A 24879-nucleotide genomic window follows, 5' to 3' on the forward strand; every position below is an offset into this window, starting at 1 on the left:
TCAAGTGACTTGCGAAGGGACCCTGTTGAAGGGTGATTTCGGCTTGGACACGAAAGTGGTCTAGGCCTGTTGCGCTCTCGCGCGGCGTGAGTAGTGTCTGCGCCACGGAGCTGCGGGAGATCTTCGCCCGCCCGGTGGGTCCGGGGGCCTGTCCCGGAAAATGCAGCAAGTCGACTGTGGGTCGAAGGGTTGGACAGCATGAGGAATCGGGTTATCGCCACCGGTGCGGCAACGCTCGTGATGGCACTGGGACTGAGCGCCTGCGGCGGCGACAGTGGCGGCGGCGAGGCCAAGGGCAAGACCATCAAGGTGGTCGCCGCCGACTACGGCACCACCGCGGCCGACGCCTCCAAGCCGTTCTGGGACAAGGTCGCCAAGGACTTCGAGGCCGCCAACGCCGGGTACAAGGTCGAGGTCCAGGTCATCAACTGGACCGACATCGACAAGACCGTCAAGAACATGATCGCGGCAGGTAACGAGCCCGACATCCTCCAGACCGGCGGTTACGCCGACAAGGTCGCCGACGACCTGCTCTACAAGGTCGACGACGTCCTGTCGCCCGCGACCAAGGCCAACCTCTCGCCCGGGTTCGCCAAGGCGGGCGAGGTCAAGGGCGCCGCGTACGGCATCCCGTGGGTCGCCTCCACCCGCACGCTCTTCTACAACAAGAAGGCACTGGCGGCTGCGGGCGTCGCGAAGCCCCCGACCACCTGGGCCGAGGTCGCCGACGCCGCGAAGAAGCTCAAGGAGAAGAAGGCCGCGGAGATCCCGTTCGCCCTCCCGCTGGGCCCCGAGGAGACCCAGGGCGAGACCCTGATGTGGGAGATGGGCAACGGCGGCGGCTACACCGACGCCTCAGGCAAGTACACGATCAACAGCGCCCAGAACGTCGAGACGTTCAAGTGGCTCCAGGACAACCTGGTCAAGCCCGGCCTCACCTACCCCAACCCCGCCTCCACGGACCGCAAGACGGCCTTCGCCGACTTCGCGGCGGGCAAGGTCGGCATGATGAACGGCCACCCGAGCGTCATCAAGATGGCCGAGGACGGCAAGGTCGAATACGGGATGGCGAAGATCCCGGGCAAGACCGGACCGCTGGAGAGCACTCTCGGCGTCGGCGACTGGACGATGGCCTTCAAGGACGGCAAGGGCGAGAAGGAAGCCATCAAGAAGTTCCTCGACTTCACGTACACCAAGCAGAACCTGGTGAAGTTCGCGTCGCTGTACAACTTCATCCCGGTCACCACGGACGCCGCAGCCGAGATGCAGGCCAACCCGAAGAACGCCAAGCTGAAGCCCTTCTTCGACGCGCTGCCGACCGCGAAGTTCTACCCGGTCAACGACACCTCGTGGGACGTCGTGTCCGCCGAGATCAAGAAGACCGGCGGCAAGGCCGCCAGCGACGACCCGAAGACGGTCCTGGACGACCTCCAGAAGAAGGCAGAGGGCGCGGCGGCAGCCGCCAAGTAACGCGCCGACCAGGCTCGTTCACCTCCTACCTCGCACCCTCTCCCAGGAGAAATCGTGTCACTCAAGGCCCCTCCGTCCCCCGCCGAGACCGGCGAGGGACGGGGCGGGCGCGCCCCCAGGCCGGTGAGCCGCCGAAGCGGACTGGCCAGGCTCGGCCCGCTGCCCTGGATTGCGCCCGTCATCCTGCTGATCCTCTTCGTAGTCGTCTGGCCGGTCATCGAGCTGGTCCGCACCTCGTTCCTCAACATCTCCATCTCCGGCAAGGTGCGCGGCAGCGCCGGGACCGACAAGTACAAGAAGCTCTTCGAGGAGACCGACCTCGGCGCCGTCCTGACCTGGACGGTGATCTGGACGGTCGTCGTCGTGGCCTGCACCATGCTGATCTCGCTGGCCCTCGCCCAGCTCTTCAACCAGAAGTTCCCCGGCCGCACGATCACCCGCTGGGCGCTCATCGCCCCCTGGGCCGCCTCCGTCCTGATGACCGCCATCGGCTTCAAGTGGATGCTCAACCAGACCGCGGGCGTGCTCAACACGGTGATGATGGACCTCGGCCTCATCGACGGGCCCGAGGACTGGCTGGGCACCGCGTCCACTGCCTGGCCCTGGATGATGGCCGTCGCCGTGTTCGTGTCGCTGCCCTTCACCACGTACACGCTGCTCGCCGGGCTCCAGACCATTCCCGGCGAGGTCTACGAAGCTTCGCGCATCGACGGCGCCGGGACCTGGCAGACGTACCGGCACATCACCCTGCCGATGCTGCGTCCGGCGTTCCTGATCGGCGTCGTGATCAACCTGATCAACGTCTTCAACTCCTTCCCGATCATCTGGGCCATGACCCAGGGCGGGCCGGGCTACGACACCTCGACGTCGATGGTGTTCATGTACAAGCTCAAGGAGACCGATATCGGGGAGTCGGCCGCCATGTCGGTCGTCAACTTCCTGCTGGTCGTGGTGCTCGTACTGATCTTCCTGAAGGTCAGCCGCTGGAACGAGGAGGACTGATGGCCATCGCGACGGCCGCCCGGCCGAAGACGACGGGCCTCTCTCTCAAGGCTCCCCGGCGCCCCTTCCGGCCACGCACCCTGGTGATCGCCGTGGTGGCCTGGGGACTCGCCGCGCTCTTCCTGGCCCCGTACCTGGAAATGATCATTACCGCGCTGCGCCCCAAGTCGGAGCTGCGCGACCGCACCTATCTGCCGAGCAGCTTCGAGTGGTCGAACTTCATCAACGTCTGGAAGGAGTCCGAGCTCGGGCAGAACCTCCAGGTGACGCTGCTGGTCGCGGGCGGGGCGACGGTGCTGGTGCTGCTGGTGGCCCTGCCGGCCGCGTACTACACGGCACGGATGAAGTTCCGGGGGCGGAAGATCTTCCTGCTGCTGGTGCTGGTCACCCAGATGTTCCAGCCGACCGCGCTGCTGATCGGGCTGTACCGGGAGTTCTACCAGCTGGGCATGCTCAACTCGGTCTGGACGTTGATCGTCACCAATGCGGCGTTCAACCTGGCGTTCGCGGTGTGGATCCTGACCGCCTACATCGGCTCCATTCCGGCGGAGCTGGAGGAGGCGGCGATGGTGGACGGCACCAGCAGGTTCGGCGCGATGATCAGGGTGACGCTGCCGCTGGCGCTGCCGGGTGTGGTGACCGCGCTGATCTTCACGTTCATCACGACCTGGAACGAGTTCGCGATGGGCCTGACCCTGACCACCGACCCGGCCAGCCAGCCGCTGACGGTGGGCATCAACAACTTCATCGGCGCCTACACGGTGCAGTGGAACTACCTCTTCGCGGCGTCCGTGGTGGCGATCGTGCCGGTGATCATCCTGTTCGCGTTCATCGAGCGGCATGTGGTGTCGGGACTGACCGCGGGGTCGGTCAAGTAGGAGCGAAGCAGGGGGAAGCACCCCTGGGAAGCACCCCCCGGAAGCACCCCTGGGAAGCACCCCCTTTCCGTACGGTACGCAGCGCCTGTCGACTCCGGTCGGCAGGCGCTACGTTGCGTTCCGGCCCCGCTTCGCTCAAGGTCTTGACGGGAGTAGAGCGAAAAGACTCTGCTTAGGGTTCATATGTTGGAAGAACGGCGGGGCCCCACAGTCGTGGCCCCGGAGCGGGCGGCCGTCGCGCCGTCCGCCGGTAACGGGAGTGGATGAGTCGATGGAGACTCCGGGGTCGCAGACGTCTCTGCACCGGGCCAACCTTGAGCGGGTCGTGCGCGCGGTACGCATGGCGGGCTCGCTGACCCAGGCCGAGATCGCGAGAAGCACCGGGCTCTCCGCCGCCACGGTCTCCAACATCGTGCGCGAGCTGAAGGAGGGCGGGACCGTCGAGGTCACCCCCACCTCGGCGGGCGGCCGCAGGGCCCGCAGCGTCTCGCTCAGCGGTGACGCGGGCGTCGTCATCGGCGTCGACTTCGGTCATACGCACCTGCGCGTCGCGGTCGGCAACCTGGCCCACCAGGTCCTCGCCGAGGAGTCGGAGCCCCTCGACGTCGACGCCTCGGCGGCCCAGGGCTTCGACCGTGCCGAACAGCTGGTGAAACGCCTGATCGCCGTCACCGGCATCACCCAGGACAAGGTCATCGGCGTCGGCCTGGGCGTCCCGGGACCGATCGACGTCGAATCGGGCCTGCTCGGCTCCACCGCGATCCTGCCGGGCTGGCAGGGCATCAACCCGAGCGAGGAGCTCTCCGGCCGCCTCGGCGTTCCGGTGTACGTCGACAACGACGCGAACCTCGGGGCGCTCGGCGAGCTGGTCTGGGGCGCGGGCCGCGGGGTGCGCGACCTCGCGTACATCAAGGTCGCCAGCGGTGTCGGCGCGGGTCTGGTGATCGACGGCCGCGTCTACCGGGGCCCCGGCGGCACGGCCGGCGAGATCGGCCACATCACGCTCGACGAGTCGGGCCCGGTCTGCCGCTGCGGCAACCGCGGCTGCCTGGAGACCTTCACTGCCGCGCGGTACGTACTGCCGCTGCTGATGCCGGGCCACGGTCCTGACCTGACCATGGAGCGCGTCGTCCAGCTCGCCCGGGAGGGCGACCCTGGCTGCCGCCGGGTGATCGCGGACGTGGGCCGCCACATCGGCAGCGGCGTCGCCAACCTGTGCAACCTCCTCAACCCCAGCAGGGTGGTCCTCGGCGGCGACCTCGCGGAAGCGGGCGAGCTGGTGCTCGGCCCGATCCGCGACTCGGTGTCGCGCTATGCGATCCCCAGTGCGGCACGGCACCTGAGCGTGCTGCCGGGGGCGCTGGGGGGCCGGGCGGAGGTGCTGGGCGCGCTCGCGCTCGTACTGAGCGAAATGGGCGATTCGACCCTGTTGGACACCGCTCGGACGGGCAATTCCCTTGGTGTGGAGCAGAGTTCCACCCCTGCCTTCACTTAGATAACGAATGGCACCGTTGTCATCTCGTTAAGGGTTTACTCCTTGACGCTATGGCGGCGCGCGAGTTGACTTCCGGATACCTCGGCCGCAACGACGCGGCCTCGTCAGGGAGGCTTTCCACATGAACGCAATGACGCGCCGCGTCGTCATAGCCACGGCCGCGCTCTCCATGGCCGTCTCGCTCTCCGCCTGTGGCAAGGCGGGCGAGAGCGACAAGGCCGGCGGCGGTTCCTCGAAGGGCAGTGGCGACCTCGGCAAGACCATCGGTCTGCTGCTGCCGGAGAACAAGACCACGCGCTACGAGACCTTCGACCGCCCCATCATGGAGGCGAAGATCAAGGCGCTGTGCTCCGACTGCGACATCAAGTACAACAACGCCGCGCAGGACATCGAGCAGCAGAAGAAGCAGTTCGACGCGCTCGTCACGCAGGGCGTCAAGGTGATCATCTTCGACGCGGTCGACTTCAAGGCCCCCAAGGCCTGGATCACCCAGGCCGCGAAGCAGGGCGTCAAGGTCGTCGCGTACGACCGCCTGACCGAGGGCCCGATCTCCGCGTACGTCTCGTACGACAACGAGAAGATCGGCACCCTCCAGGGCCAGGCCCTGGTCAAGGCCCTGGGCGCCAAGGCCAAGGACTCCAACGTCGTCATGATCAACGGCGCCCCCACGGACCCGAACGCGGGCTTCTTCAAGAGGGGCGCGGAGAACGTCCTGAAGAAGGAGACGAAGAAGATCGTCTACTCCCTGGACATCCCGGACTGGTCCCCGGACGAGGCGAACAAGAAGATGGGTGCCGCCATCGACTCGCTCGGCAAGGACGGCTTCCAGGGCGTCTACTCGGCCAACGACGGCATGGCCGGCGGCATCATCACCGCCCTGAACAAGCAGGGCATCAAGGTCCCGGTCGGCGGCCAGGACTCCGAGCTCGCCGGTCTCCAGCGCATCCTGACGGGCGCCCAGTCCTTCTCGATCTACAAGCAGATCAAGCCGGAGGCCGAGACCACCGCCGAGATCGCGGTGCGGATCCTCAAGGGCGAGAAGTTCGACGACCTGGCGCCGACCAAGGTCGACAGCATCTCCGGGGAGTTCAAGGCCACCCCGTCCAGGCTTTACGACGCGCAGATCGTCACCAAGGACAACATCGCGAGCACGGTCATCAAGGACAAGGTCTACAAGTCGTCCGAGCTCTGCACGGCCGAGTACAAGAAGGCCTGCGACGCGGCGGGTATCAAGTAACTCGCTTTCCCCGTACGGAGGTTGACGGGCCACACGGCCCGCAGTGACCCGTACGCAGTCGGGCCGGCGCGCCACCCCCGCACGGACCGGCCGCCGGCCCCGCCCCCCCGCAAGCTCTTGTGCACCATGCACCACCATCCCCGCCGGTCAGGCGGCGAAGGAGATGATTCACGTGTCCGCTACGCCCGTGCTGGCGTTGCGCGGAGTCTCCAAGCGGTTCGGCGCCGTCCAGGCGCTCACCGACGTAGATCTGGAGATTCAGCCCGGTGAGGTGGTCGCCCTCGTCGGCGACAACGGCGCCGGAAAGTCCACCCTCGTCAAGACGATCTCGGGCGTCCACCCGATCGACGAGGGCACCATCGAGTGGGAGGGCAAGCCGGTGCACGTCAACCGGCCGCAGGACGCCCAGCACCTCGGAGTCGCCACCGTCTACCAGGACCTGGCGCTCTGCGACAACCTCGACGTCGTCGCCAACCTCTTCCTCGGCAGCGAGATCCGCCGCGGCTCGGTGCTCAACGAGATCGCGATGGAGAAGCGCGCCAAGGAGCTCCTGGACACCCTGTCCATCCGGATCCCTAGCGTCCGTATCCCGGTCGCCTCGCTCTCCGGCGGTCAGCGCCAGGTCGTCGCCATCGCGCGCGCCCTGGTCGGCGACCCGAAGGTGGTCATCCTCGACGAGCCGACCGCCGCCCTCGGCGTCGAGCAGACCGCGCAGGTCCTCGACCTGGTCGAGCGGCTGCGCGAGCGCGGCCACGGCGTCATCCTCATCAGCCACAACATGGAGGACGTACGCGCCGTCGCGGACAAGGTGGCGGTACTGCGCCTGGGCCGCAACAACGGCGTCTTCGACGTGAAGACGACCTCCCACGAAGTGATCATCTCCGCCATCACCGGCGCCACGGACAACGCCGTGACCCGCCGCCAGGCGCGTACGGCCGCGGCCACGAAGGAGGACGCGAAGTGAGCGACCTCGCCAAGACCCCCGAGAAGAAGCCCTCCGGGACGGACTCCTCCGGGACGAAGCCCGCCGGCAAGCCCGCGGCTCCCGCGGCGGACGCCGCGGCGGGCCCGGCGGCCCCCGCCGTCGACCCCCGTCTCCTCGTCCGCGAAGAGGGCTTCAAGGGCTACCTGACGGAGTTCGGCCGCAAGGTGCGCGGCGGTGAGCTCGGCTCGCTGCCCGTCGTCGTCGGCCTGATCGTCATCGCGGTCGTCTTCCAGCTGCAGAACAGCAATTTCCTCTCCGCCAGCTCCCTCGCCAACATCGCTGTCTACAGCTCCGGCATGGGCATCATGGCGGTCGGTATCGTCTTCGTCCTGCTGCTCGGCGAGATCGACCTCTCGGTCGGCTCGGTCGCGGGCGTCGGCGCGGCGATATGGGCGGTGCTCCAGGTCTCCAACGGCTGGAACGGCTGGCTCGCCATCGGCGTGGCCCTGCTCGCCGGCCTCGCCCTCGGCCTCCTGCACGGCTTCTTCTTCGCCAAGATCGGCGTCCCGGCCTTCGTCGTCACCCTGGCCGGATTCCTCGGCTGGAGCGGCCTGCAGATCTGGCTGATGGGCAAGGAAGGCTCGATCAACACCCCGACCGGCAGCGTCGTCGAGAACCTGACGAACTACTACTTCGAGGACAAGTTCGCGGCCTACGGCCTGGCCGTCGTCGCGATCGTGCTCTACGCGCTCTCGACGTTCCTGGACAGCAAGCGGCGCCGGGCCGCCGCCCTGCCCGCCCGTCCGACCAGCGAGATCGCGCTCCGTACGGTCGTCGTCGCGGTGCTCTGCCTGCTCGTCGCGTACTTCCTGAACGAGCCGGTCGGCGCCCGCGGTCTGCCGCTCGCCCTGGTCCTCTTCCTGGCCGTCCTGCTGATCGCGGACTTCGTGGCCCGCCGCACCGCCTTCGGCCGCCAGGTCTTCGCGGTCGGCGGCAACGCGGAGGCGGCACGCCGCGCGGGCATCAGCGTCGACCGGGTCCGGATCATCGTCTTCGGCATCTCGGGGCTGCTCGCCGCCTTCGGCGGACTCTTCCTGGCCAGCCTCTCCGGCGGTGCCACCAAGAGCCTCGGTGCGAACAACACCCTGATGCTCGTCATCGCCGCGGCCGTCATCGGCGGCACCAGCCTCTTCGGCGGCCGGGGCAAGGTCTGGTCCGCGCTGCTCGGCATGATTGTGATCCAGTCGATCCAGCAGGGCCTGAACATGCTCGGCATGGCCAGTGAGATCCAGTACATGATCACCGGCGCGGTCCTCCTCGCCGCCGTCGTCATCGACTCGCTGTCCCGGCGCACCCAGAAGAGTGCAGGTCGCGCCTAGGGTCCGTCCGCATGCGGGCTGATCCGCGGGACCTGCCCCAACAGCCCAACCCTCATGTGCCCGGCACCGACACACCCGGTGCCGGGCACCTCTGTGCCCTTTGTGACCCGTTCGAGTGATCCAGGTCGCACAACCCGCCGATCGTCGCCGCGCGCGGAACATTAGACTCGGCAGATCGGCACGAACGTCCAAGCACTTGATGTGCAAGTAAGCCAGTTCAACCGCAAGGAGGCACGGGTGGCTCTGCTGACCCGCATCAAGGGACCGCGCGATCTGGACCGGCTGTCCCCGGAGCAGCTCGACCGGCTCGCGGCGGAGATCCGGACCTTCCTCGTCGACGAGGTGTCCAAGACCGGCGGCCACCTGGGCCCCAACCTGGGCGTGGTCGAGCTGACCATCGCCCTGCACCGGGTCTTCGAGTCGCCGAAGGACAAGGTCCTCTTCGACACCGGACACCAGAGCTACGTGCACAAGCTGCTCACCGGCCGTCAGGACTTCTCCCGGCTGAAGATGAAGGGCGGCCTCTCCGGCTACCCGGCGCGCGCCGAGTCCGAGCACGACATCATCGAGAACAGCCACGCCTCCACCGTCCTCGGCTGGGCCGACGGCCTCGCCAAGGCCAATGAAGTGCTCGGCAAGGACGACGCGGTCGTCGCCGTCATCGGTGACGGCGCCCTGACCGGCGGCATGGCCTGGGAGGCGCTGAACAACATCGCCGTCGCCAAGGACCGCCCGCTGGTCATCGTCGTCAACGACAACGAGCGCTCCTACGCACCCACCATCGGCGGCCTCGCCAACCACCTGGCCACCCTGCGCACCACGGACGGCTACGAGCGCTTCCTCGCCAAGGGCAAGGACCTCCTTGAGCGCACCCCGGTGGTCGGCCGTCCGCTGTACGAGACGCTGCACGGCGCGAAGAAGGGCCTCAAGGACTTCATCGCCCCGCAGGGCATGTTCGAGGACCTCGGCATCAAGTACGTCGGCCCGATCGACGGCCACGACATCGAGGCCCTGGAATCCGCCCTCCAGCGCGCCAAGCGCTTCGGCGGCCCGGTCATCGTGCACTGCCTCACCGAGAAGGGCCGCGGCTACCAGCCCGCCCTCGCCGACGAGGCGGACCGCTTTCACGCCGTCGGCAAGATCCACCCGGACACCGGCCTGCCGATCGCCTCCTCCGGTGTCGACTGGACCTCGGTCTTCGGCGAGGAGATGGTCAAGCTCGGCAAGGAGCGGGGGGATATCGTCGCGATCACCGCGGCCATGCTCCAGCCGGTCGGCCTGGACAAGTTCGCCAAGGCGTTCCCCGACCGGGTCTACGACGTGGGCATCGCCGAGCAGCACGGTGCCGTCTCCGCGGCGGGTCTCGCCACGGGAGGCCTGCACCCCGTCTTCGCCGTGTATGCGACATTCCTCAATCGTGCCTTCGACCAGGTCCTGATGGATGTCGCCCTCCACAAGTGCGGTGTGACTTTCGTACTCGACCGGGCCGGCGTCACCGGCACCGACGGCGCCTCGCACAACGGCATGTGGGACATGTCGATCCTCCAGTGCGTGCCGACCCTGCGGATCGCCGCCCCGCGCGACGCCGACCAGGTCCGCGCCCAGCTGCGCGAGGCCGTCCAGGTCGAGGACGCACCGACCGTCGTCCGCTTCTCCAAGGGCGCGGTCGGCCCGGCGGTCAACGCCGTCGGCAAGGTGGGCGGCATGGACATCCTGCGCAGGCCCGCCACCGACGTGGCCCGCCCGGACGTCCTGCTGGTCTCCGTCGGCGCCCTCGCCCCCATGTGCCTGGAGATCGCCGAGCTCCTCGACGCGCAGGGCATCTCCTCCACCGTCGTCGACCCCCGCTGGGTCAAGCCGGTCGACGAGGCGATGGCCCCGCTCGCCGAGCAGCACCGGGTCGTCGTCACCGTCGAGGACAACTCCCGCGCCGGTGGCGTCGGTTCCGCCATCGCCCAGGCGCTGCGGGACGCGGACGTCGACGTACCGCTGCGCGACTTCGGCATTCCGCCGCGGTTCCTGGACCACGCCTCCCGCAAGGAGGTCATGGCCGAGATCGGGCTGACCGCCCCGGACATCGCCCGCCAGGTCACCGGCCTGGTCGCGAAGATCGACGGACGGCTGGACCACACGGCGGCAGAGGTCGCCCGCGACTGACGCACCGCGTCCCGCACAGTGGCACCGCGGTATGAGCACAGTGGCACCGCGGTAGGAACAGTGGCACCGCAGCATTAAGCGTCCGGGCCGGAGGGAAACCTCCGGCCCGGACGTTTTCGTACATTCGTCCCATCGAGTGAAACCGCCTCCTCGCACTCGCGAACCGGGACGAATGATCACGATGATTGCGGGGACCCGTCCACTCACACGCATCCAGATCGTGGGCGACGGCCGACAGACGGAGGTGCTTCGGTGAGTACAGGACCCCAGGAATCCACGGGCAGTGGTACGGGCAGAGACCCGAGCAGCGGCGGGAGCAGGACCCGTGCGGGAGTTCTCCGTACCAAGACGGTCGAGCAGTCGATCCGCGACACGGAAGAGCCGGAGCACGCGCTCAAAAAGTCCCTCTCCGTGCTCGACCTGACGGTCTTCGGCGTCGGTGTCATCATCGGCACCGGCATCTTCGTCCTGACCGGCAAGATCGCCAAGGAGACGGCCGGGCCCTCGGTGGCCCTGGCCTTCGTCGCCGCGGGCGTCGTCTGCGGCCTCGCGGCGCTCTGTTACGCCGAGTTCGCGTCGACGGTCCCCGTCGCCGGATCCGCCTACACCTTCTCGTACGCCTCGCTCGGCGAGCTGCCCGCCTGGATCATCGGCTGGGACCTCGTCCTGGAGCTGGCGCTCGGCTGTGCGGTGGTGGCCGTCGGCTGGTCCGGGTACATGCGCTCGCTGCTCGACACGGCGGGCGTCCACCTCCCGGACTTCCTCACCGGCACCCACGACGGGAAGTTCGGCTTCGACCTGCTGGCCTGCATCCTGGTGCTGGTCATCACCGTGATCCTGGTCGCCGGAATGAAGCTCTCCTCCCGGGTGACCGGCATCATCGTCGCCATCAAGGTGACCGTCGTCCTGCTCGTCATCATCGTCGGCGCCTTCTTCATCACCGGCTCGAACTACAAGCCCTTCGTCCCGCCGGCCCAGGAGACGGACGGCGGCGCGGGCCTCACCGCACCCCTCGTCCAGCTGATCTTCGGCTTCACCCCGACCAGCTTCGGCGTGATGGGCATCTTCACTGCCGCCGCGGTCGTCTTCTTCGCGTTCATCGGCTTCGACATCGTCGCGACCGCCGCCGAGGAGACGCGCAACCCGCAGCGCGACGTGCCGCGCGGAATCCTCGGCTCGCTCGTCATCTGCACGCTCCTCTACGTGGCCGTGTCGGTCGTCGTCACCGGCATGCAGAAGTACAGCGACCTGTCGACGAACGCACCGCTCGCCGACGCCTTCAAATCGGTCGGCCACCCCTTCTGGGCAGGCCTGATCAGTTTCGGCGCGGCCGTCGGCCTGACCTCGGTCTGCATGATCCTCCTCCTCGGCCAGTCCCGGGTCTTCTTCGCGATGAGCCGCGACGGCCTGCTCCCGAGGACGTTCTCGCAGGTCCACCCGCGCTTCGGGACCCCCTACCGCTCGACGATCCTGCTCGGCGGGATCGTCGCCGTCGTCGCCGGCTTCACTTCCATCGACGAGCTCGCCGAACTGGTCAACATCGGCACCCTCTTCGCCTTCGTCGTGGTCGCCGTCGGCGTCGTCATCCTGCGCCGCAAGCGCCCGGACCTGCCCCGCTCGTTCAAGACCCCGCTGGTCCCGCTGGTCCCGGCGCTGTCGGTACTGGCCTCCCTGTGGCTGATGCTGAACCTGCCGGCGGAGACGTGGCTGCGGTTCGGGGCGTGGATGGTCATCGGCGTGGTCGTGTACTTCGCGTACGGCAAGAGGAACAGCAAGCTGGGGAAGCTGGAGGGATAGATCGCCGGGATAGCCGAACGAAGCTGGCCGCGCGCGGACCGGCCCCCTTCGGGCCTGCCCGCGGACCTGCCCCCTCGGGCCGGATACGTGCCGCGGCCTCCCCGACCCGGGGCCCGGGCCGGGGCCCCGGACTCGGCGTCCCGGCTCGATGTCCCCGCGCGGCACGTGGCCCTCGTGGTCCGGCTCGGTGTTCGGGCTTTGTGCCGTGGGTCGGTACCCGGGTTTCGTGCTTCGGGCTCGGGGTCTCGTTCTTCGTGTCGCGGCCCGGTTTCCGGGCCTCGCACCCTGGGCTCGGTGTCGCGGTTCCGTGCCCCGGCGCGGCACCTGGCCCTCGCACCCCGGACTCGGTGTCCCGGCTCCATGTCCCAGCCCGGTACCTGGCCCTCGTGGTCCGGCTCGGCGTTCCGGCTTGTGTCCTGGGCCGGCGTCCGGGGCCAGTGCTCCCGGCTCGGTGTGCCGGTTCTGTGCCCTGGGTCGGTGTCCGGTCCTCGTGCTCAGGCTCCATCTCCCCGCTTTATGTCCTGGGCGGCGTCCGGGCCTCGCACCCTGGACTCGGCGTCCCGGCTCCGTGCCCCGGCCCTTGCGTCCCGGCCCGGTACTCCGGCCCTTGCGTCCCGGCCCTGCGTCCCGGCCCCCCCGCCCCAGCCGCACCCCGTCCCGGCCCGGCACCCCGTCCCCCTGGCCCGCCCGATAAATTTGGCCGCATGTCCGTCGAGCAGCCCGTCTCCGTGCGCCCCGCGCCTTTCTCCGGCCCCGGGGGGTACTGGGGGCGGCTGCTTCCCGTGCTCCTTCTGCTGGCTGCCGTCACCCGGCTTCCCTCCTTCGTTCACCCGCTCTGGAATCCGGACGAAGGTTTCCTCGCTGTGCAGGCGCGTCAGCTTGCTGCCGGGGGAGTGCTCTACGACACCGTCGTCGACCGGAAGCCGCCGTTCGTCCCCTGGCTGTACGAGGGGGTCTTCGCCGTCTTCGGGGACGGCTCCCTCGTCCCCGTCAAAATCCTTGCGATCCTCGCGCTCTTCGCGACGGCAGGCCTTCTCGCCTCGCTCGCCCGCCGCAGGTGGGGAGACCGTTCGGGAGTGGTGGCGGGCGTTGGCTTTCTGCTCATCTCTGTGGGGCTGCACCCGGAGGACACCCAGGCGGCCGGCTTCGGGCTGTTCATGCTGCCGTTCACGGCGCTCGCGGTGTGGTGCGCCGACCGCAGGGCCTGGACCTGGGCGGGGGTCGCGGTCGCGGGCGCGTTCCTGACGAAGCAGACCGGTGGTGCGGTGCTGGTCCCCGTGGTGTGGCTCGCCTGGACCACCGCTTCCGGCGCACGGGGGCGGGCCCTGCTCCGTATCGTGGCGGGATTCGCCGTACCCGTGGCGGCCACCGCGTTGATCACCGGCCCGTCCGGCTTCCTCTTCTGGGTGGTTACGGGTTCCGGTTCGTACGCGGATCTCACCGGCTCGGGCCTGCACGCGCTCGGCCGGGGCTTCGGCAACGCGCTGATTCTGGCGGGCGCCTGCCTCGGCCTGCTGATTCCGCTCGTACGACGCCTCAGGGCGCCCGGCGCGGACCTGTGGCTCTGGCTGGCGGCCTCCGCCGTCGCCGTCATGACCGGATTCCACTTCTTCGGCCACTACTACCTGCAGCTCATGCCGCCGCTCGCCCTGCTCGGCACGGCTGCCCTGCACGCCCTGCCCCGGCGTTGGACCCCGGCCGCTCTGACTCTCACCGCCTGTACCTGCGCGGCTTTCCTGACCTGGGGCTTCCTCGCCCCACGGCCCGAACTCGCGCACGCGCAGCGCGTCGCGGAAGCCGTCCGTGCCCGCACCGCGCCCACCGACCGCGTCCTGATCTGGGGCATGCACCCCGAGACGTACTGGCTGGCCGACCGCACCCCGGCGAGCCGTTACCTCACCGCGGGCCTGCTGACGAACTTCAGCGGCGGCCGCACCGGCTCCCAGGTGGGCGAGGAGTACGGAGTCGAGGGCAGCTGGCCGCTCTTGCGCACCGAGCTCGCCCAGCACCGCCCGGCCGTGATCGTCGACGACTCACGCGGCAAGCCGTACGCCCCGGACCGGATGCCGACGCTCCGGCAGGTGCTGGCGGCGGACTACGTACGGGCGGCGACGATCGACGGCACCGTCATCTACGTACGCGCGCCCGCCAAGGACGTAGGCGCGCCCGCCAAGGACGTACGCCCGCCCGACGTGGACGTACGCCCGCCCGGCAAGCCGTAGCAACCTATTCCCGTACGGAACGCGGCCCCGCGCACTGGGCGCCGAGCGCCTCCACCCGCCGCCGCAGCTCGCGGTCGGCGGTGACGACCAGGCAGTCCCGGTCCGCGTCCCGCTCCGCGACGACCTCGACGATCCGGTCGTCACCGCTGCCGGACGCGGCGACCACCCGTACCCCCGGCACGGACTCCACGCCCCGGGCCGCACCCTCCACGACGAGCACGAGCTCGACGGGCCCCGGCCGCCCGGCGACACCGTCGGCGGCGTACGCGGGAAGCCGGTCGCGCAGCCGCTCGGCGGCCCCGTGCCGGTCCTTCCACCAGCCGTCGGGCACGGAACCGACGACGTTGGCGGCGTCGACGACCACGAGGGTCGGCAGGGGCGGGTGAGATGTCATGGGGTCAGCGTCCCACGTCCCGGATGTCCGGATCTTCCACCGCGGCCCCTCGAACCGGCCCTCGCCAAAATGAGCGAAGGGGCTGTGCGGAAACCAACTCCGCACAGCCCCAAGGCACTTCAAGCAAGCTACGCCGGGACGCTCGCCACGCCCTGCGCCAGGAACTTCTTGCCCGTCGCCCGCTCGGAGAAGCCCTCGCGGTCCAGGTACGGCGTGATGCCGCCCAGGTGGAACGGCCAGCCCGCGCCCGTGATCAGGCAGAGGTCGATGTCCTGGGCCTCGGCCACGACGCCCTCGTCGAGCATCAGGCCGATCTCCTGCGCGACCGCGTCCATGACGCGGGTGCGGACCTGCTCCTCGGTCAGGACGGTGTCGCCCTGCTTGAGGAGTGCCGCGACCTCCGGGTCCAGCTCCGGCTTGCCGGAGTCGTACACGTAGAAGCCGCGCTTGCCGGCCTTGACCACGGCCGCCAGGTTCGGCGAGACCGTGAAGCGGTCGGGGAAGGCCCGGTTCAGGGTCTCCGAGACGTGCAGGCCGATGGCCGGGCCGACCAGCTCAAGGAGGACCAGCGGCGACATCGGGAGACCGAGGGGCTCGACGCCCTTCTCGGCGACGGCGACCGGGGTGCCCTCGTCGATGACGTTCTGGATCTCGCCCATGAAGCGGGTCAGGATGCGGTTGACCACGAACGCCGGGGCGTCCTTGACCAGCACGGCCGTCTTCTTCAGCTTGCGGGCGACGCCGAAGGCCGTGGCCAGCGACGCGTCGTCCGTCTTCTCGCCGCGGACGATCTCCAGGAGCGGGAGGATCGCGACCGGGTTGAAGAAGTGGAAGCCCACGACCCGCTCGGGGTTCTGCAGCTTCGACGCCATCTCCGTGATGGAGAGGGACGAGGTGTTGGTGGCGAGGATGGCGTGGGCGGGGGCGACCGCCTCGACCTCCGCGAACACCTGCTGCTTGACCGACATCTCCTCGAAGACCGCTTCGATGATGAAGTCGGCGTCGGCGAAGCCGTCGGCCTTGTCGAGGACGCCGGAGACCAGGGCCTTGAGGCGGTTGGCCTTGTCCTGGTTGATGCGGCCCTTGCCGAGCAGCTTCTCGATCTCGGAGTGGACGTAGCCCACACCCTTGTCGATGCGCTCCTGGTCGATGTCGGTCAGGACGACCGGCACCTCCAGGCGGCGCAGGAAGAGCAGCGCGAGCTGGGACGCCATCAGACCGGCACCCACGACGCCGACCTTGGTGACCGGGCGGGCCAGGCTCTTGTCCGGGGCGCCGGCCGGGCGCTTGGCGCGCTTCTGGACCAGGTTGAACGCGTAGATGCCGCTGCGCAGTTCGCCGCCCATGATCAGGTCGGCGAGCGCCTGGTCCTCGGCGTCGAAACCGGCGGACAGGTCACCGGACTTGGCGGCCTCGATGATGTCGAGTGCGCGGTAGGCGGCCGGGGCCGCGCCGTGCACCTTGGAGTCGGCGACGAAACGGCCGCGGGCGACCGCCGCGTCCCAGCCCTCGCCGCGGTCGATCTCCGGACGTACGACCTCCAGCTCGCCGCGCAGGACCGAGGAGGTCCAGATCAGCGACTGCTCCAGGAAGTCGGCACCCTCGAAGATCGCGTCGGCGATGCCGAGCTCGAAGACCTGCTTGCCCTTGAGCTGGCGGTTCTGGTTGAGCGAGTTCTCGATGATGACCGAGACGGCCTTGTCGGCGCCGATCAGGTTCGGGAGCAGCGCACAGCCGCCCCAGCCCGGGACCAGGCCGAGGAAGACCTCGGGGAGCGAGAAGGCCGCGATGGAGGTCGAGACCGTACGGTACGAGCAGTGCAGGCCGACCTCGACGCCGCCGCCCATCGCCGCACCGTTGTAGTACGCGAAGGTCGGGACCGCGAGGCCCGAGAGCCGGCGGAAGACGTCGTGGCCGCCCTTGCCGATGGCGAGCGCGTCCTCGTGGCGCCCCAGAAGCTCCACGCCCTTGAGGTCGGCGCCGACGGCGAAGATGAACGGCTTGCCGGTGATGCCGATGCCGACGATGGAGCCCTCGGAGGCCTCCTTCTCGACCTGGTCCACGGCGGCGTTCAGGTTGGCCAGCGACTGCGGGCCGAAGGTGGTCGGCTTGGTGTGGTCCAGGCCGTTGTCCAGCGTGATCAGCGCGAAGTTGCCGGCGCCGCCCGGGAGCTGCAGGTGGCGTACGTGCGCCTGCGTGACGACCTCGTCCGGGAACAGCTCGGCCGCACCCTTCAGGAGCTCAGTGGTGGTGGTGCTCACTTGTCGTCGCCTCCGTTGAAGTGCGGGTTCTCCCAGATGACCGTTCCGCCCATGCCGAAGCCGACGCACATGCTCGTCAGGCCGTAGCGGACGTGCGGCTGCTCCTCGAACTGCCGGGCCAGCTGCGTCATCAGACGCACACCGGAGGAGGCCAGCGGGTGGCCGAAGGCGATGGCGCCGCCGTACTGGTTCACGCGCGCGTCGTCCTCGGGGATGCCGAAGTGGTCGAGCATGGCCAGCACCTGTACGGCGAAGGCCTCGTTGATCTCGAACAGGCCGATGTCGTCGATCGACAGGCCCGCCTTGGCGAGGGCCTTCTCGGTCGCCGGGACCGGGCCGATGCCCATGACCTCGGGCTCGACGCCGGCGAAGGCGTAGGAGACCAGGCGCATCTTGACCGGGAGGCCGAGCTCGCGCGCGACGTCCTCGGCGGCGATCAGGGAGGCGGTGGCGCCGTCGTTCAGACCGGCGGCGTTGCCCGCGGTGACGCGGCCGTGCGGGCGGAACGGCGTCTTGAGGCCCGCGAGGGACTCCAGCGTCGTGCCCGGACGCATCGGCTCGTCGGTCGTGGCCAGGCCCCAACCGGTCTCGCCCGCCGCGTCGTTGGTGCGACGCACCGACACGGGGACCAGGTCGGCCTGGATCTTGCCGTCGGCGTACGCCTTCGCGGCCTTCTCCTGCGAGCGCACCGCGTACTCGTCCGCGCGCTGCTTGGAGATGCCCGGGAAGCGGTCGTGCAGGTTCTCGGCGGTCATGCCCATGAAGAGGGCGGACTCGTCGACCAGCTTGTCGGAGACGAAGCGCGGGTTGGGGTCCACGCCCTCGCCCATGGGGTGGCGGCCCATGTGCTCGACGCCGCCCGCGAGGGCGATGTCGTACGCACCGAAGGCCACGCCGCCCGCGACGGACGTCACGGCGGTCATCGCGCCGGCGCACATGCGGTCGATCGAGAAGCCGGGCACGGTGGTCGGCAGACCCGCCAGGATTCCGGCGGTACGGCCGAGGGTCAGGCCCTGGTCGCCGATCTGGGTGGTCGCGGCGATGGCGACCTCGTCGATCTTCGCCGGGTCGAGGTCCGGGTTGCGGCGCAGCAGCTCCCGGATCGCCTTCACGACGAGATCGTCGGCCCGGGTCTCGTGGTAGATGCCCTTCGGGCCCGCCTTGCCGAACGGGGTGCGGACGCCGTCGACGAAGACGACGTCCCTGACGGTACGAGGCACGATTGGCTCTCCTCCGGGGTGCGGGGTGGTGCTGCTGCCGGTACGCGGATACGCCGAGGTGGGCGCACCGCACAGCCCCATGCTACTTACGAGTAACCAAGCTGCCCACCCCTCACGGCCGGAGCGGCGAAGGTCACATTCGGCGCGGGCGGCCCCGAGGGCGCTCCGGGGCTGCGAAAGCCCCCGGTCACCGCAGTGGCCGGGGGCTTCTCCCGAGGTGTGCCGGGGGGTCTCCCGAGGTGTTACGAGGCGGAGCGCCGGCGGCGGGGCCGGCGCCTGCTCAGGCCTCCGGGGCCTGCGCCGCCAGCGCCGTCACCAGCAACGGGGTGACCAGTTCGATCTGCCACTGGCGCGCCCCGTGCGCCGCCAGTGCCTCCGCCACCTTCTCCTGTGTCGCCGGCTTCGGCGGCTCCCAGCAGACCCGGCGCACCGTGTCCGGGGTGATCAGGTTTTCCTGCGGCATGGTGAGCTCCTCGGCCTTCGCCGAGACCGCCGCCCGCGCGGCGGACAGCCTGGCCGCCGCCGCGGGGTCCTTGTCGGCCCAGGAGCGGGGCGGCGGAGGGCCCGCCACCGCCTGGCCGGGCTGCGGAAGCTCGATGTCCGGCAGGGCCTTGGCGCGGTCGACCGCCGCCTGCCACTGCTCCAGCTGACGGCGCCCCACCCGGTGCCCGAAGCCGGGCAGCGCGGCCAGCGCGGTCACGTTCAGCGGCACGGCGAGGGAGGCCTCGACGATGGCGGCATCGCTCAGGACCTTGCCGGGGGACACGTCGCGGCGCTGCGCGATGGCGTCCCTGGCGGTCCACAGTTCCCGTACGACCGCGAGCTTGCGACGGCCGCGCACCTTGTGCATCCCGGACGTACGCCGCCACGGGTCCTTGCGCGGCGGCGCGGGCGGGGCCTCGGCGATCGCGCGGAACTCCTGCAGCGCCCATTCGAGCTTGCCCTGCCGGTCCAGCTCCTTCTCCAGTGCGTCCCGCAGGTCCACGAGCAGCTCGACGTCGAGCGCCGCGTACCGCAGCCAGGGCTCGGGGAGCGGGCGGGTCGACCAGTCGACGGCGGAGTGCCCCTTCTCCAGGGCGTACCCGAGAAGGTTCTCGACGATGGCGCCGAGGCCGACGCGCGGGATGCCCGCGAGGCGTCCGGCCAGCTCCGTGTCGAAGATGCGGGTGGGGATCATGCCTATTTCACGCAGGCAGGGGAGGTCCTGGGTTGCCGCGTGCAGCACCCACTCCGCGTCCGCGATCGCGTCGCCCAGGCCGGAGAGGTCGGGACAGCCGACCGGGTCGATCAGCGCACTGCCGGCGCCCTCACGGCGCAGTTGTACGAGATAGGCCTTCTGTCCGTACCGGTAGCCGGACGCGCGCTCGGCGTCGACGGCCACGGGGCCGGTTCCGGCGGCGAATGCCGCGATCACTTCATCGAGGGCCTCCTGCGTCGCCACGACGGGCGGAATGCCCTCGCGTGGCTCCAACAGCGGGATCGGCGCCGGTTCGACGTCGTCCGGGGGGCCGCCCCCGGTGGTTCGCAGGTCTGCGTCTGCTGCGGTCTCTTGGGCGTCGGTCACGTGTCAAGGGTATCTGTGTATGACAGGGGCCCGACGACGGAGCGCGATACCGGGCCAGGGAAGAGGGCGGGGGACGGGCCCGGGGAGGCCGGCCGGGCCGTGGGGCGCACACAGGTGGGGCACACACAGGACTGCGGTCCGACAGCGGAACCTTCCGCTGTCGGACCGCAGTCCTGTGCCGGGTGCTGGAGGACACCCGGCGCGTGGCCGGGCGCCTGGAGGTTCACCCGGCCCGTGGCCCGCCTGGGATGTTCAGTGGATTCAGCGGCCTCAGAGGGTTCAGAGGGTTCAGCGGCCTCTGTCGACTCAGTGGATGATGCCGGTGCGCAGCGCGACCGCCACCATGCCGGCCCGGTCGCCCGTGCCGAGCTTGCGGGCGATGCGCGCCAGGTGGCTCTTGACGGTCAGGGCCGAGAGGCCCATCGAGACGCCGATGGCCTTGTTGGACTGGCCCTCCGCGACGAGCCGGAGAACTTCGACCTCACGGCCGGAGAGCTCGCGGTAGCCGCCCGGGTGGCTCGGGGAACCCGGGGGGCGGCGGTGCATGCGGGCGGCGGCTGCCCCGATGGGGGCCATGCCGGGGCGGCCGGGGTGCTGGCCGATGTTGTTGCGCGTACCGGTGACGACGTACCCCTTCACACCGCCCGCGAGGGCGTTGCGTACGGCACCGATGTCGTCGGCGGCGGACAGGGCCAGACCGTTGGGCCAGCCCGCCGCGCGGGTCTCGGAGAGGAGGGTCAGCCCGGAACCGTCGGGCAGGTGGACATCGGCGACGCAGATGTCGCGGGGGCTGCCGACCCGGGGCCGGGCCTCGGCGATGGAGGACGCCTCGATGACATCACGTACTCCGAGGGCCCACAGGTGGCGGGTGACGGTGGAGCGGACGCGCGGATCGGCCACGACGACCATGGCGGTCGGCTTGTTCGGCCGGTAGGCGCCCAGGCTTGCGGGCTGCTCGAGGAGAACGGACACCAGGCCTCCGAGGGAGTGACGGGAAGGCTCCGACTGATGGGGGTCAAGCCGGGGCGAACCGTGCTGGAAGGGTCAATGTCCTCTTCGGCAGCAACCCCGCCCGCCTTTAGAGAAAGATCACGAATTGATGAGTAACAATTCGGGCAATTCGGATAGACGATCGATGAAGTCCCTGATCAGAGCACCAGCTCGATTGTCCGTCAGGGAGCGTTCACGGAGCTTCCCACGGGCTTCCAGTGGACTTCCCACGGCTGTCCAGCGGGATTCCAGCGGGCTTCCCACGGCTCTCCAGCGGGGTTCCAGCGAGCTTCCCACGGCTCTCCAGCGGGATTCCAGGGAGCCCTCGGCGGGCATTCCGAGAGCCCTCGGCGGGCTTTCCGAGAGCGCCGAGAGCTCCCTGAAGATCCGTCAGAGGGGCTGCGGGCCGCGCCGCTGCGGCAGTGACACCACGCCCGACAGTCCCTGGAGTCCCGCCTCGGGTCCGCTCGCCGGAGCCGGGGGCAGCCCGGCGACCTGACACAGCAGGTCGCACCAGGCCGCCAGGTAGGACGCCGTGTCGGGGACACCGCCGAGTCCCTCGCGGGGGGTCCAGGACGCCCGGATCTCGATCTGGGTGGCGGGCCGCCGGTTGGAGAGCCCGCCGAAGTAGTGCGAACCGGCCCGGGTGACGGTGCCGCTCGCCTCCCCGTACGACAGTCCGCGTGCCTCCATCGCGCCGGTCAGCCACGACCAGCAGACCTCCGGCAGGAGCGGGTCGGCGGCCATCTCCGGCTCCAGTTCCGCCCGTACGAGCGTCACCAGGCGGAAGGTGCCCTGCCAGGCGTCGTGGCCCGCCGGGTCGTGGAGCAGTACGAGCCGGCCGTCGGCCAGGTCCTCGTCGCCGTCGACGGCCGCCGCCTCCAGCGCGTAGGCGAACGGCGCGAGCCGCTTGGGCGGCTTTGTCGGGTCGACCTCCACCTCGGGACGCAGCCGGGCGGCCCGCAGCGCGTCCACCGCCTGCCGGAAGGGGAGCGGGGCAGTGTTCTCCTCCGTACCGTCCCTGCCGTCCCTGCCATGTGGGTGACCGTGCGCGTCATCTGAAAATCGTCCCTGAGCCGGAGCCATGCGGGGAAGGGTAGGCGGAAGGGGGCCCGCACGGCGGGAGAGACACCCTGCCCGGGGCGAGTGCTTCCCCGCGCGTGCGAAGATTCTGGGCGTGAGTGCCAACGAAAGCCCGAAGGGCCGCCCGCAGAGCAAGACGTACGACTCCGCCTTCCTGAAGGCGTGCAGGCGTGAGGCGGTGCCGCACACGCCGGTGTGGTTCATGCGGCAGGCGGGGCGCTCGCTGCCGGAGTACCTGAAGGTGCGCGAAGGCATTCCGATGCTGGAGTCGTGCATGCGGCCCGAGTTGGTCAAGGAGATCACCCTCCAGCCGGTGCGCCGTCACAAGGTCGACGCGGCGATCTACTTCAGCGACATCGTCGTCCCGCTGAAGGCCATCGGCATCGACCTCGACATCAAGCCGGGCGTCGGCCCGGTCGTCGCCGACCCGATCCGCACCCGCGCCGACCTGGACCGTCTCCGCGACCTGACCCCCGAGGACGTCTGGTACGTCACCGAGGCGATGGGGATGCTGGTGGAGGAGCTCGGCGAGACCCCGCTCATCGGATTCGCGGGTGCGCCCTTCACTCTTGCGAGCTACCTCGTCGAGGGCGGTCCGTCCCGCAACCACGAGAACACCAAGGCCATGATGTACGGCGACCCGCAGCTGTGGGCCGACCTCGTGGACCGGCTCGCCTCCATCACCGGCGACTTCCTCAAGGTGCAGATCGAGGCCGGTGCCTCCGCCGTCCAGCTCTTCGACTCGTGGGTGGGCGCACTGGCCCCCGCCGACTACATCAGCTCCGTGCTGCCCGCGTCGTCGAAGGTCTTCGACGCGGTCGCCCCGTACGGCGTCCCGACCATCCACTTCGGTGTGGGTACGGGCGAACTGCTCGGGCTCATGGGCGAGGCCGGTGCCGACGTCGTCGGCGTCGACTGGCGGGTCCCGCTGGACGAGGCCGCCCGCCGGGTCGGCCCCGGCAAGGCGCTCCAGGGCAACCTCGACCCCGCCGTCCTCTTCGCGGGCCCGGAGGCCGTGATGGCGAAGACCGACGAGGTGCTGCAGGCCGCCAAGGGCCTGGAGGGGCACGTCTTCAACCTCGGGCACGGCGTACTGCCGTCGATGGACCCGGACGCGCTGTCGCGCCTGGTGGAGTACGTCCACACGCAGACCGCGAAGTAGCGGCTCTCAGCGGCACCTGGCCCGGCCGTCGTGCCGGACCGGGCACCGCTGTGCAGTAGTCACCGCGACACCCTGGCGTCCGACCCGTACCAGCTCGTCCCGCCACTGGTCACCGCCCCGCTACGGGCGTTGACCGGCCACCGGGTCGGCGGCACGGTGGGTCACGCCCCCGCCTTCCGGACCGCCGTCGCCGCCTTGCGGGCCGCGACCAGGACCGGGTCCCAGACCGGCGAGAACGGCGGGGCGTAACCCAGGTCCAGGGCGGTCATCGACTCGACCGTCATCTTCGCGGTGAGGGCGACCGCCGCGATGTCGACGCGCTTGGCGGCGCCCTCGCGGCCGACGATCTGGACGCCGAGGAGGCGGCCGGTGCGGCGTTCGGCGGTCATCTTGACCGTCATGAGGGAGGCGCCGGGGTAGTAGCCCGCGCGGCTCGTCGACTCGATGCGTACGGTGACGAACTGGAGCCCTTCGGCCTTGGCGTCCTTTTCGAGCAGGCCCGTGCGGGCGATCTCCAGGTCGCAGACCTTGCTGACGGCGGTGCCGACGACGCCGGGGAAGGTGGCGTAGTCGCCGCCGACGTTGGCGCCGATGATCTGGCCGTGCTTGTTGGCGTGCGTACCGAGGGCGATGTGGCGCGGGCGTCCCGAGACCAGGTCGAGGACCTCGACGCAGTCGCCGCCCGCCCAGATGTCGTCGTGGCCCCTGACCCGCATGGACAGGTCGGTGACCAGGCCGCCGGAAGCGCCGAGGGGGAGGCCCGCGGCCTTCGCGAGGGTGGTTTCCGGAGTGACGCCGATACCGAGGATCACGACGTCGGCGGGGTAGCTGGACTCTTCCGTGGCGACGCCGCTGACCCGGCCGTCCGAGTCCGTGAGGATCTTGGTGACCTCGGCGCCCGAGACGGTGGTGATGCCCATGCCGTTCATCGCCTCGTGGACGAGGGCGCCCATGTCCGGGTCGAGGGTGGCCATCGGCTGCTCGCCGCGGTTGAGGACGGTGACCTCGTAACCGCGCTTGATCATTGCCTCGGCCATCTCCACGCCGATGTAGCCCGCGCCGACGACGACCGCGCGGCGGCCCTTGGTCTCCTTGAGGGTGTCGAGGAGGGCCTGCCCGTCGTCGAGGTTCTGCACGCCGTGCACGCCCGGGGCGTCGATGCCGGGGATCCGCGGGCGGACCGGGCGGGCGCCGGTGGCGATGACGAGCTTGTCGTAGTGGGTCCAGACGTCGTTGCCGGTCTTGAGGTTGCGGGACTTCACCCGGCGGCCCTCGACGTCGATCTCGGTGACCTCGGTCCGCATGCGCAGGTCGATCTCGCGGGCGCGGTGCTCGTCGGGGGTGCGGGCGATGAGGTCGTCCGGGGACTTCACGTCGCCGCCGACCCAGTACGGGATTCCGCAGGCGGAGTACGAGGTGAAGTGGCCGCGCTCGAACGCGATGATCTTGAGCTCTTCGGGGCCCTTGAGCCTGCGGGCCTGCGAGGCGGCGGACATGCCGGCGGCGTCGCCGCCGATGACGATGAGGGTCTCGGGGGTGGTGGTCATGGGCACACGGTATGGGGTGGGGGGCGGCTGTCGCGTGGCGCGGGCCGAGGGTTGGTGGGCGTCGTGCGGGTGCGTTGTGGCTGGTCGCGCAGTTCC

18 protein-coding genes are annotated in these 24879 nt (G+C 69.8%); 11 read left to right on the forward strand and 7 right to left on the reverse strand.

Annotated features, from left to right (window positions below; genetic code table 11):
- The first annotated feature begins 198 nt into the window (after positions 1-198).
- The 10 genes from AB0D18_RS06650 to AB0D18_RS06695 all read left to right on the forward strand — a co-directional run bounded on the left by AB0D18_RS06650 (position 199) and on the right by AB0D18_RS06695 (position 14562).
- A complete protein-coding gene (locus AB0D18_RS06650; protein ID WP_362413632.1) occupies positions 199-1470 on the forward strand; it encodes an extracellular solute-binding protein in 1272 nt (423 codons plus the stop codon).
- A gap of 54 nt (positions 1471-1524) precedes the next feature.
- Positions 1525-2472 carry a sugar ABC transporter permease gene (locus AB0D18_RS06655; RefSeq protein ID WP_362413634.1) on the forward strand — a complete coding sequence of 316 codons (948 nt, stop codon included), beginning with the start codon at positions 1525-1527 and terminating at the stop codon, positions 2470-2472.
- Positions 2472-3350 (forward strand): carbohydrate ABC transporter permease, encoded by an 879-nt coding sequence (locus tag AB0D18_RS06660; protein WP_362413636.1) that lies wholly within the window; start codon positions 2472-2474, stop codon positions 3348-3350. Before AB0D18_RS06655 ends, AB0D18_RS06660 begins: the two co-directional genes overlap by 1 nt.
- A 271-nt stretch (positions 3351-3621) precedes the next feature.
- Positions 3622-4845, forward strand: coding sequence for an ROK family transcriptional regulator (locus AB0D18_RS06665; RefSeq protein WP_362413638.1), 1224 nt, complete (start codon positions 3622-3624; stop codon positions 4843-4845).
- 121 nt (positions 4846-4966) lie between these two features.
- Complete coding sequence (locus AB0D18_RS06670; protein WP_362413640.1) at positions 4967-6082, forward strand: substrate-binding domain-containing protein; 1116 nt, start codon at positions 4967-4969, stop codon at positions 6080-6082.
- 163 nt (positions 6083-6245) lie between these two features.
- Positions 6246-7046: an ATP-binding cassette domain-containing protein gene (locus tag AB0D18_RS06675; RefSeq protein WP_362413642.1), complete on the forward strand. Its 801-nt coding sequence runs from the start codon at positions 6246-6248 to the stop codon at positions 7044-7046.
- 164 nt (positions 7047-7210) lie between these two features.
- Positions 7211-8386 carry a sugar ABC transporter permease gene (locus AB0D18_RS06680; protein ID WP_362414060.1) on the forward strand — a complete coding sequence of 392 codons (1176 nt, stop codon included), beginning with the start codon at positions 7211-7213 and terminating at the stop codon, positions 8384-8386.
- Between the two features lie 237 nt (positions 8387-8623).
- Positions 8624-10543 (forward strand): 1-deoxy-D-xylulose-5-phosphate synthase, encoded by a 1920-nt coding sequence (dxs, locus tag AB0D18_RS06685; protein WP_362413644.1) that lies wholly within the window; start codon positions 8624-8626, stop codon positions 10541-10543.
- Between the two features lie 363 nt (positions 10544-10906).
- The gene (locus AB0D18_RS06690) at positions 10907-12340 is read left to right on the forward strand and encodes an amino acid permease (protein WP_362414062.1); all 1434 of its coding nucleotides are present in this window, start codon (positions 10907-10909) and stop codon (positions 12338-12340) included.
- A gap of 704 nt (positions 12341-13044) precedes the next feature.
- The gene (locus AB0D18_RS06695; protein ID WP_362413646.1) at positions 13045-14562 is read left to right on the forward strand and encodes a glycosyltransferase family 39 protein; all 1518 of its coding nucleotides are present in this window, start codon (positions 13045-13047) and stop codon (positions 14560-14562) included.
- A gap of 4 nt (positions 14563-14566) precedes the next feature.
- Here the strand turns inward: AB0D18_RS06695 and AB0D18_RS06700 are convergent, their stop codons facing one another.
- The 6 genes from AB0D18_RS06700 to AB0D18_RS06725 all read right to left on the reverse strand — a co-directional run bounded on the left by AB0D18_RS06700 (position 14567) and on the right by AB0D18_RS06725 (position 22077).
- On the reverse strand, positions 14567-14956 hold the full coding sequence (locus tag AB0D18_RS06700) for an NTP pyrophosphohydrolase (protein WP_362413648.1): 390 nt from the start codon (positions 14954-14956) through the stop codon (positions 14567-14569).
- Between the two features lie 128 nt (positions 14957-15084).
- Positions 15085-17217 (reverse strand): 3-hydroxyacyl-CoA dehydrogenase NAD-binding domain-containing protein, encoded by a 2133-nt coding sequence (locus tag AB0D18_RS06705; protein ID WP_362413650.1) that lies wholly within the window; start codon positions 17215-17217, stop codon positions 15085-15087.
- A complete protein-coding gene (locus AB0D18_RS06710) occupies positions 17214-18437 on the reverse strand; it encodes an acetyl-CoA C-acyltransferase (protein ID WP_362413652.1) in 1224 nt (407 codons plus the stop codon). Before AB0D18_RS06710 ends, AB0D18_RS06705 begins: the two co-directional genes overlap by 4 nt.
- A 280-nt stretch (positions 18438-18717) precedes the next feature.
- Positions 18718-20001, reverse strand: a complete 1284-nt coding sequence (locus AB0D18_RS06715; protein ID WP_362413653.1) for a ribonuclease D — start codon at positions 19999-20001, stop codon at positions 18718-18720.
- 306 nt (positions 20002-20307) lie between these two features.
- Positions 20308-20973, reverse strand: a complete 666-nt coding sequence (locus AB0D18_RS06720; RefSeq protein WP_362413655.1) for a response regulator transcription factor — start codon at positions 20971-20973, stop codon at positions 20308-20310.
- A gap of 408 nt (positions 20974-21381) precedes the next feature.
- Positions 21382-22077, reverse strand: a complete 696-nt coding sequence (locus AB0D18_RS06725) for a DUF3000 domain-containing protein (protein ID WP_362413657.1) — start codon at positions 22075-22077, stop codon at positions 21382-21384.
- A gap of 91 nt (positions 22078-22168) precedes the next feature.
- On the opposite strand from AB0D18_RS06725, the gene hemE reads away from it, so the two are divergent.
- Positions 22169-23236: a uroporphyrinogen decarboxylase gene (hemE, locus tag AB0D18_RS06730; protein WP_362413659.1), complete on the forward strand. Its 1068-nt coding sequence runs from the start codon at positions 22169-22171 to the stop codon at positions 23234-23236.
- A 161-nt stretch (positions 23237-23397) separates the two neighbouring features.
- Here the strand turns inward: hemE and AB0D18_RS06735 are convergent, their stop codons facing one another.
- The gene (locus tag AB0D18_RS06735) at positions 23398-24783 is read right to left on the reverse strand and encodes an FAD-dependent oxidoreductase (protein WP_362413661.1); all 1386 of its coding nucleotides are present in this window, start codon (positions 24781-24783) and stop codon (positions 23398-23400) included.
- Between the last annotated feature and the right edge of the window lie 96 nt (positions 24784-24879).

The organism is Streptomyces sp. NPDC048442, from assembly GCF_040651475.1.
GTDB lineage: Bacteria > Actinomycetota > Actinomycetes > Streptomycetales > Streptomycetaceae > Streptomyces.

Bases quoted from the DNA above. Each gene is read 5' to 3' on its own strand.
- AB0D18_RS06695 (WP_362413646.1), top strand. From the start codon at position 13,045: ATGTCCGTCGAGCAGCCCGTCTCCGTGCGCCCCGCGCCTTTCTCCGGC.
- AB0D18_RS06725 (WP_362413657.1), bottom strand. From the start codon at position 22,077: ATGGCTCCGGCTCAGGGACGATTTTCAGATGACGCGCACGGTCACCCA.
- AB0D18_RS06675 (WP_362413642.1), top strand. From the start codon at position 6,246: ATGATTCACGTGTCCGCTACGCCCGTGCTGGCGTTGCGCGGAGTCTCC.
- AB0D18_RS06670 (WP_362413640.1), top strand. From the start codon at position 4,967: ATGAACGCAATGACGCGCCGCGTCGTCATAGCCACGGCCGCGCTCTCC.
- AB0D18_RS06650 (WP_362413632.1), top strand. From the start codon at position 199: ATGAGGAATCGGGTTATCGCCACCGGTGCGGCAACGCTCGTGATGGCA.
- AB0D18_RS06665 (WP_362413638.1), top strand. From the start codon at position 3,622: ATGGAGACTCCGGGGTCGCAGACGTCTCTGCACCGGGCCAACCTTGAG.
- AB0D18_RS06660 (WP_362413636.1), top strand. From the start codon at position 2,472: ATGGCCATCGCGACGGCCGCCCGGCCGAAGACGACGGGCCTCTCTCTC.
- AB0D18_RS06700 (WP_362413648.1), bottom strand. From the start codon at position 14,956: ATGACATCTCACCCGCCCCTGCCGACCCTCGTGGTCGTCGACGCCGCC.
- AB0D18_RS06735 (WP_362413661.1), bottom strand. From the start codon at position 24,783: ATGACCACCACCCCCGAGACCCTCATCGTCATCGGCGGCGACGCCGCC.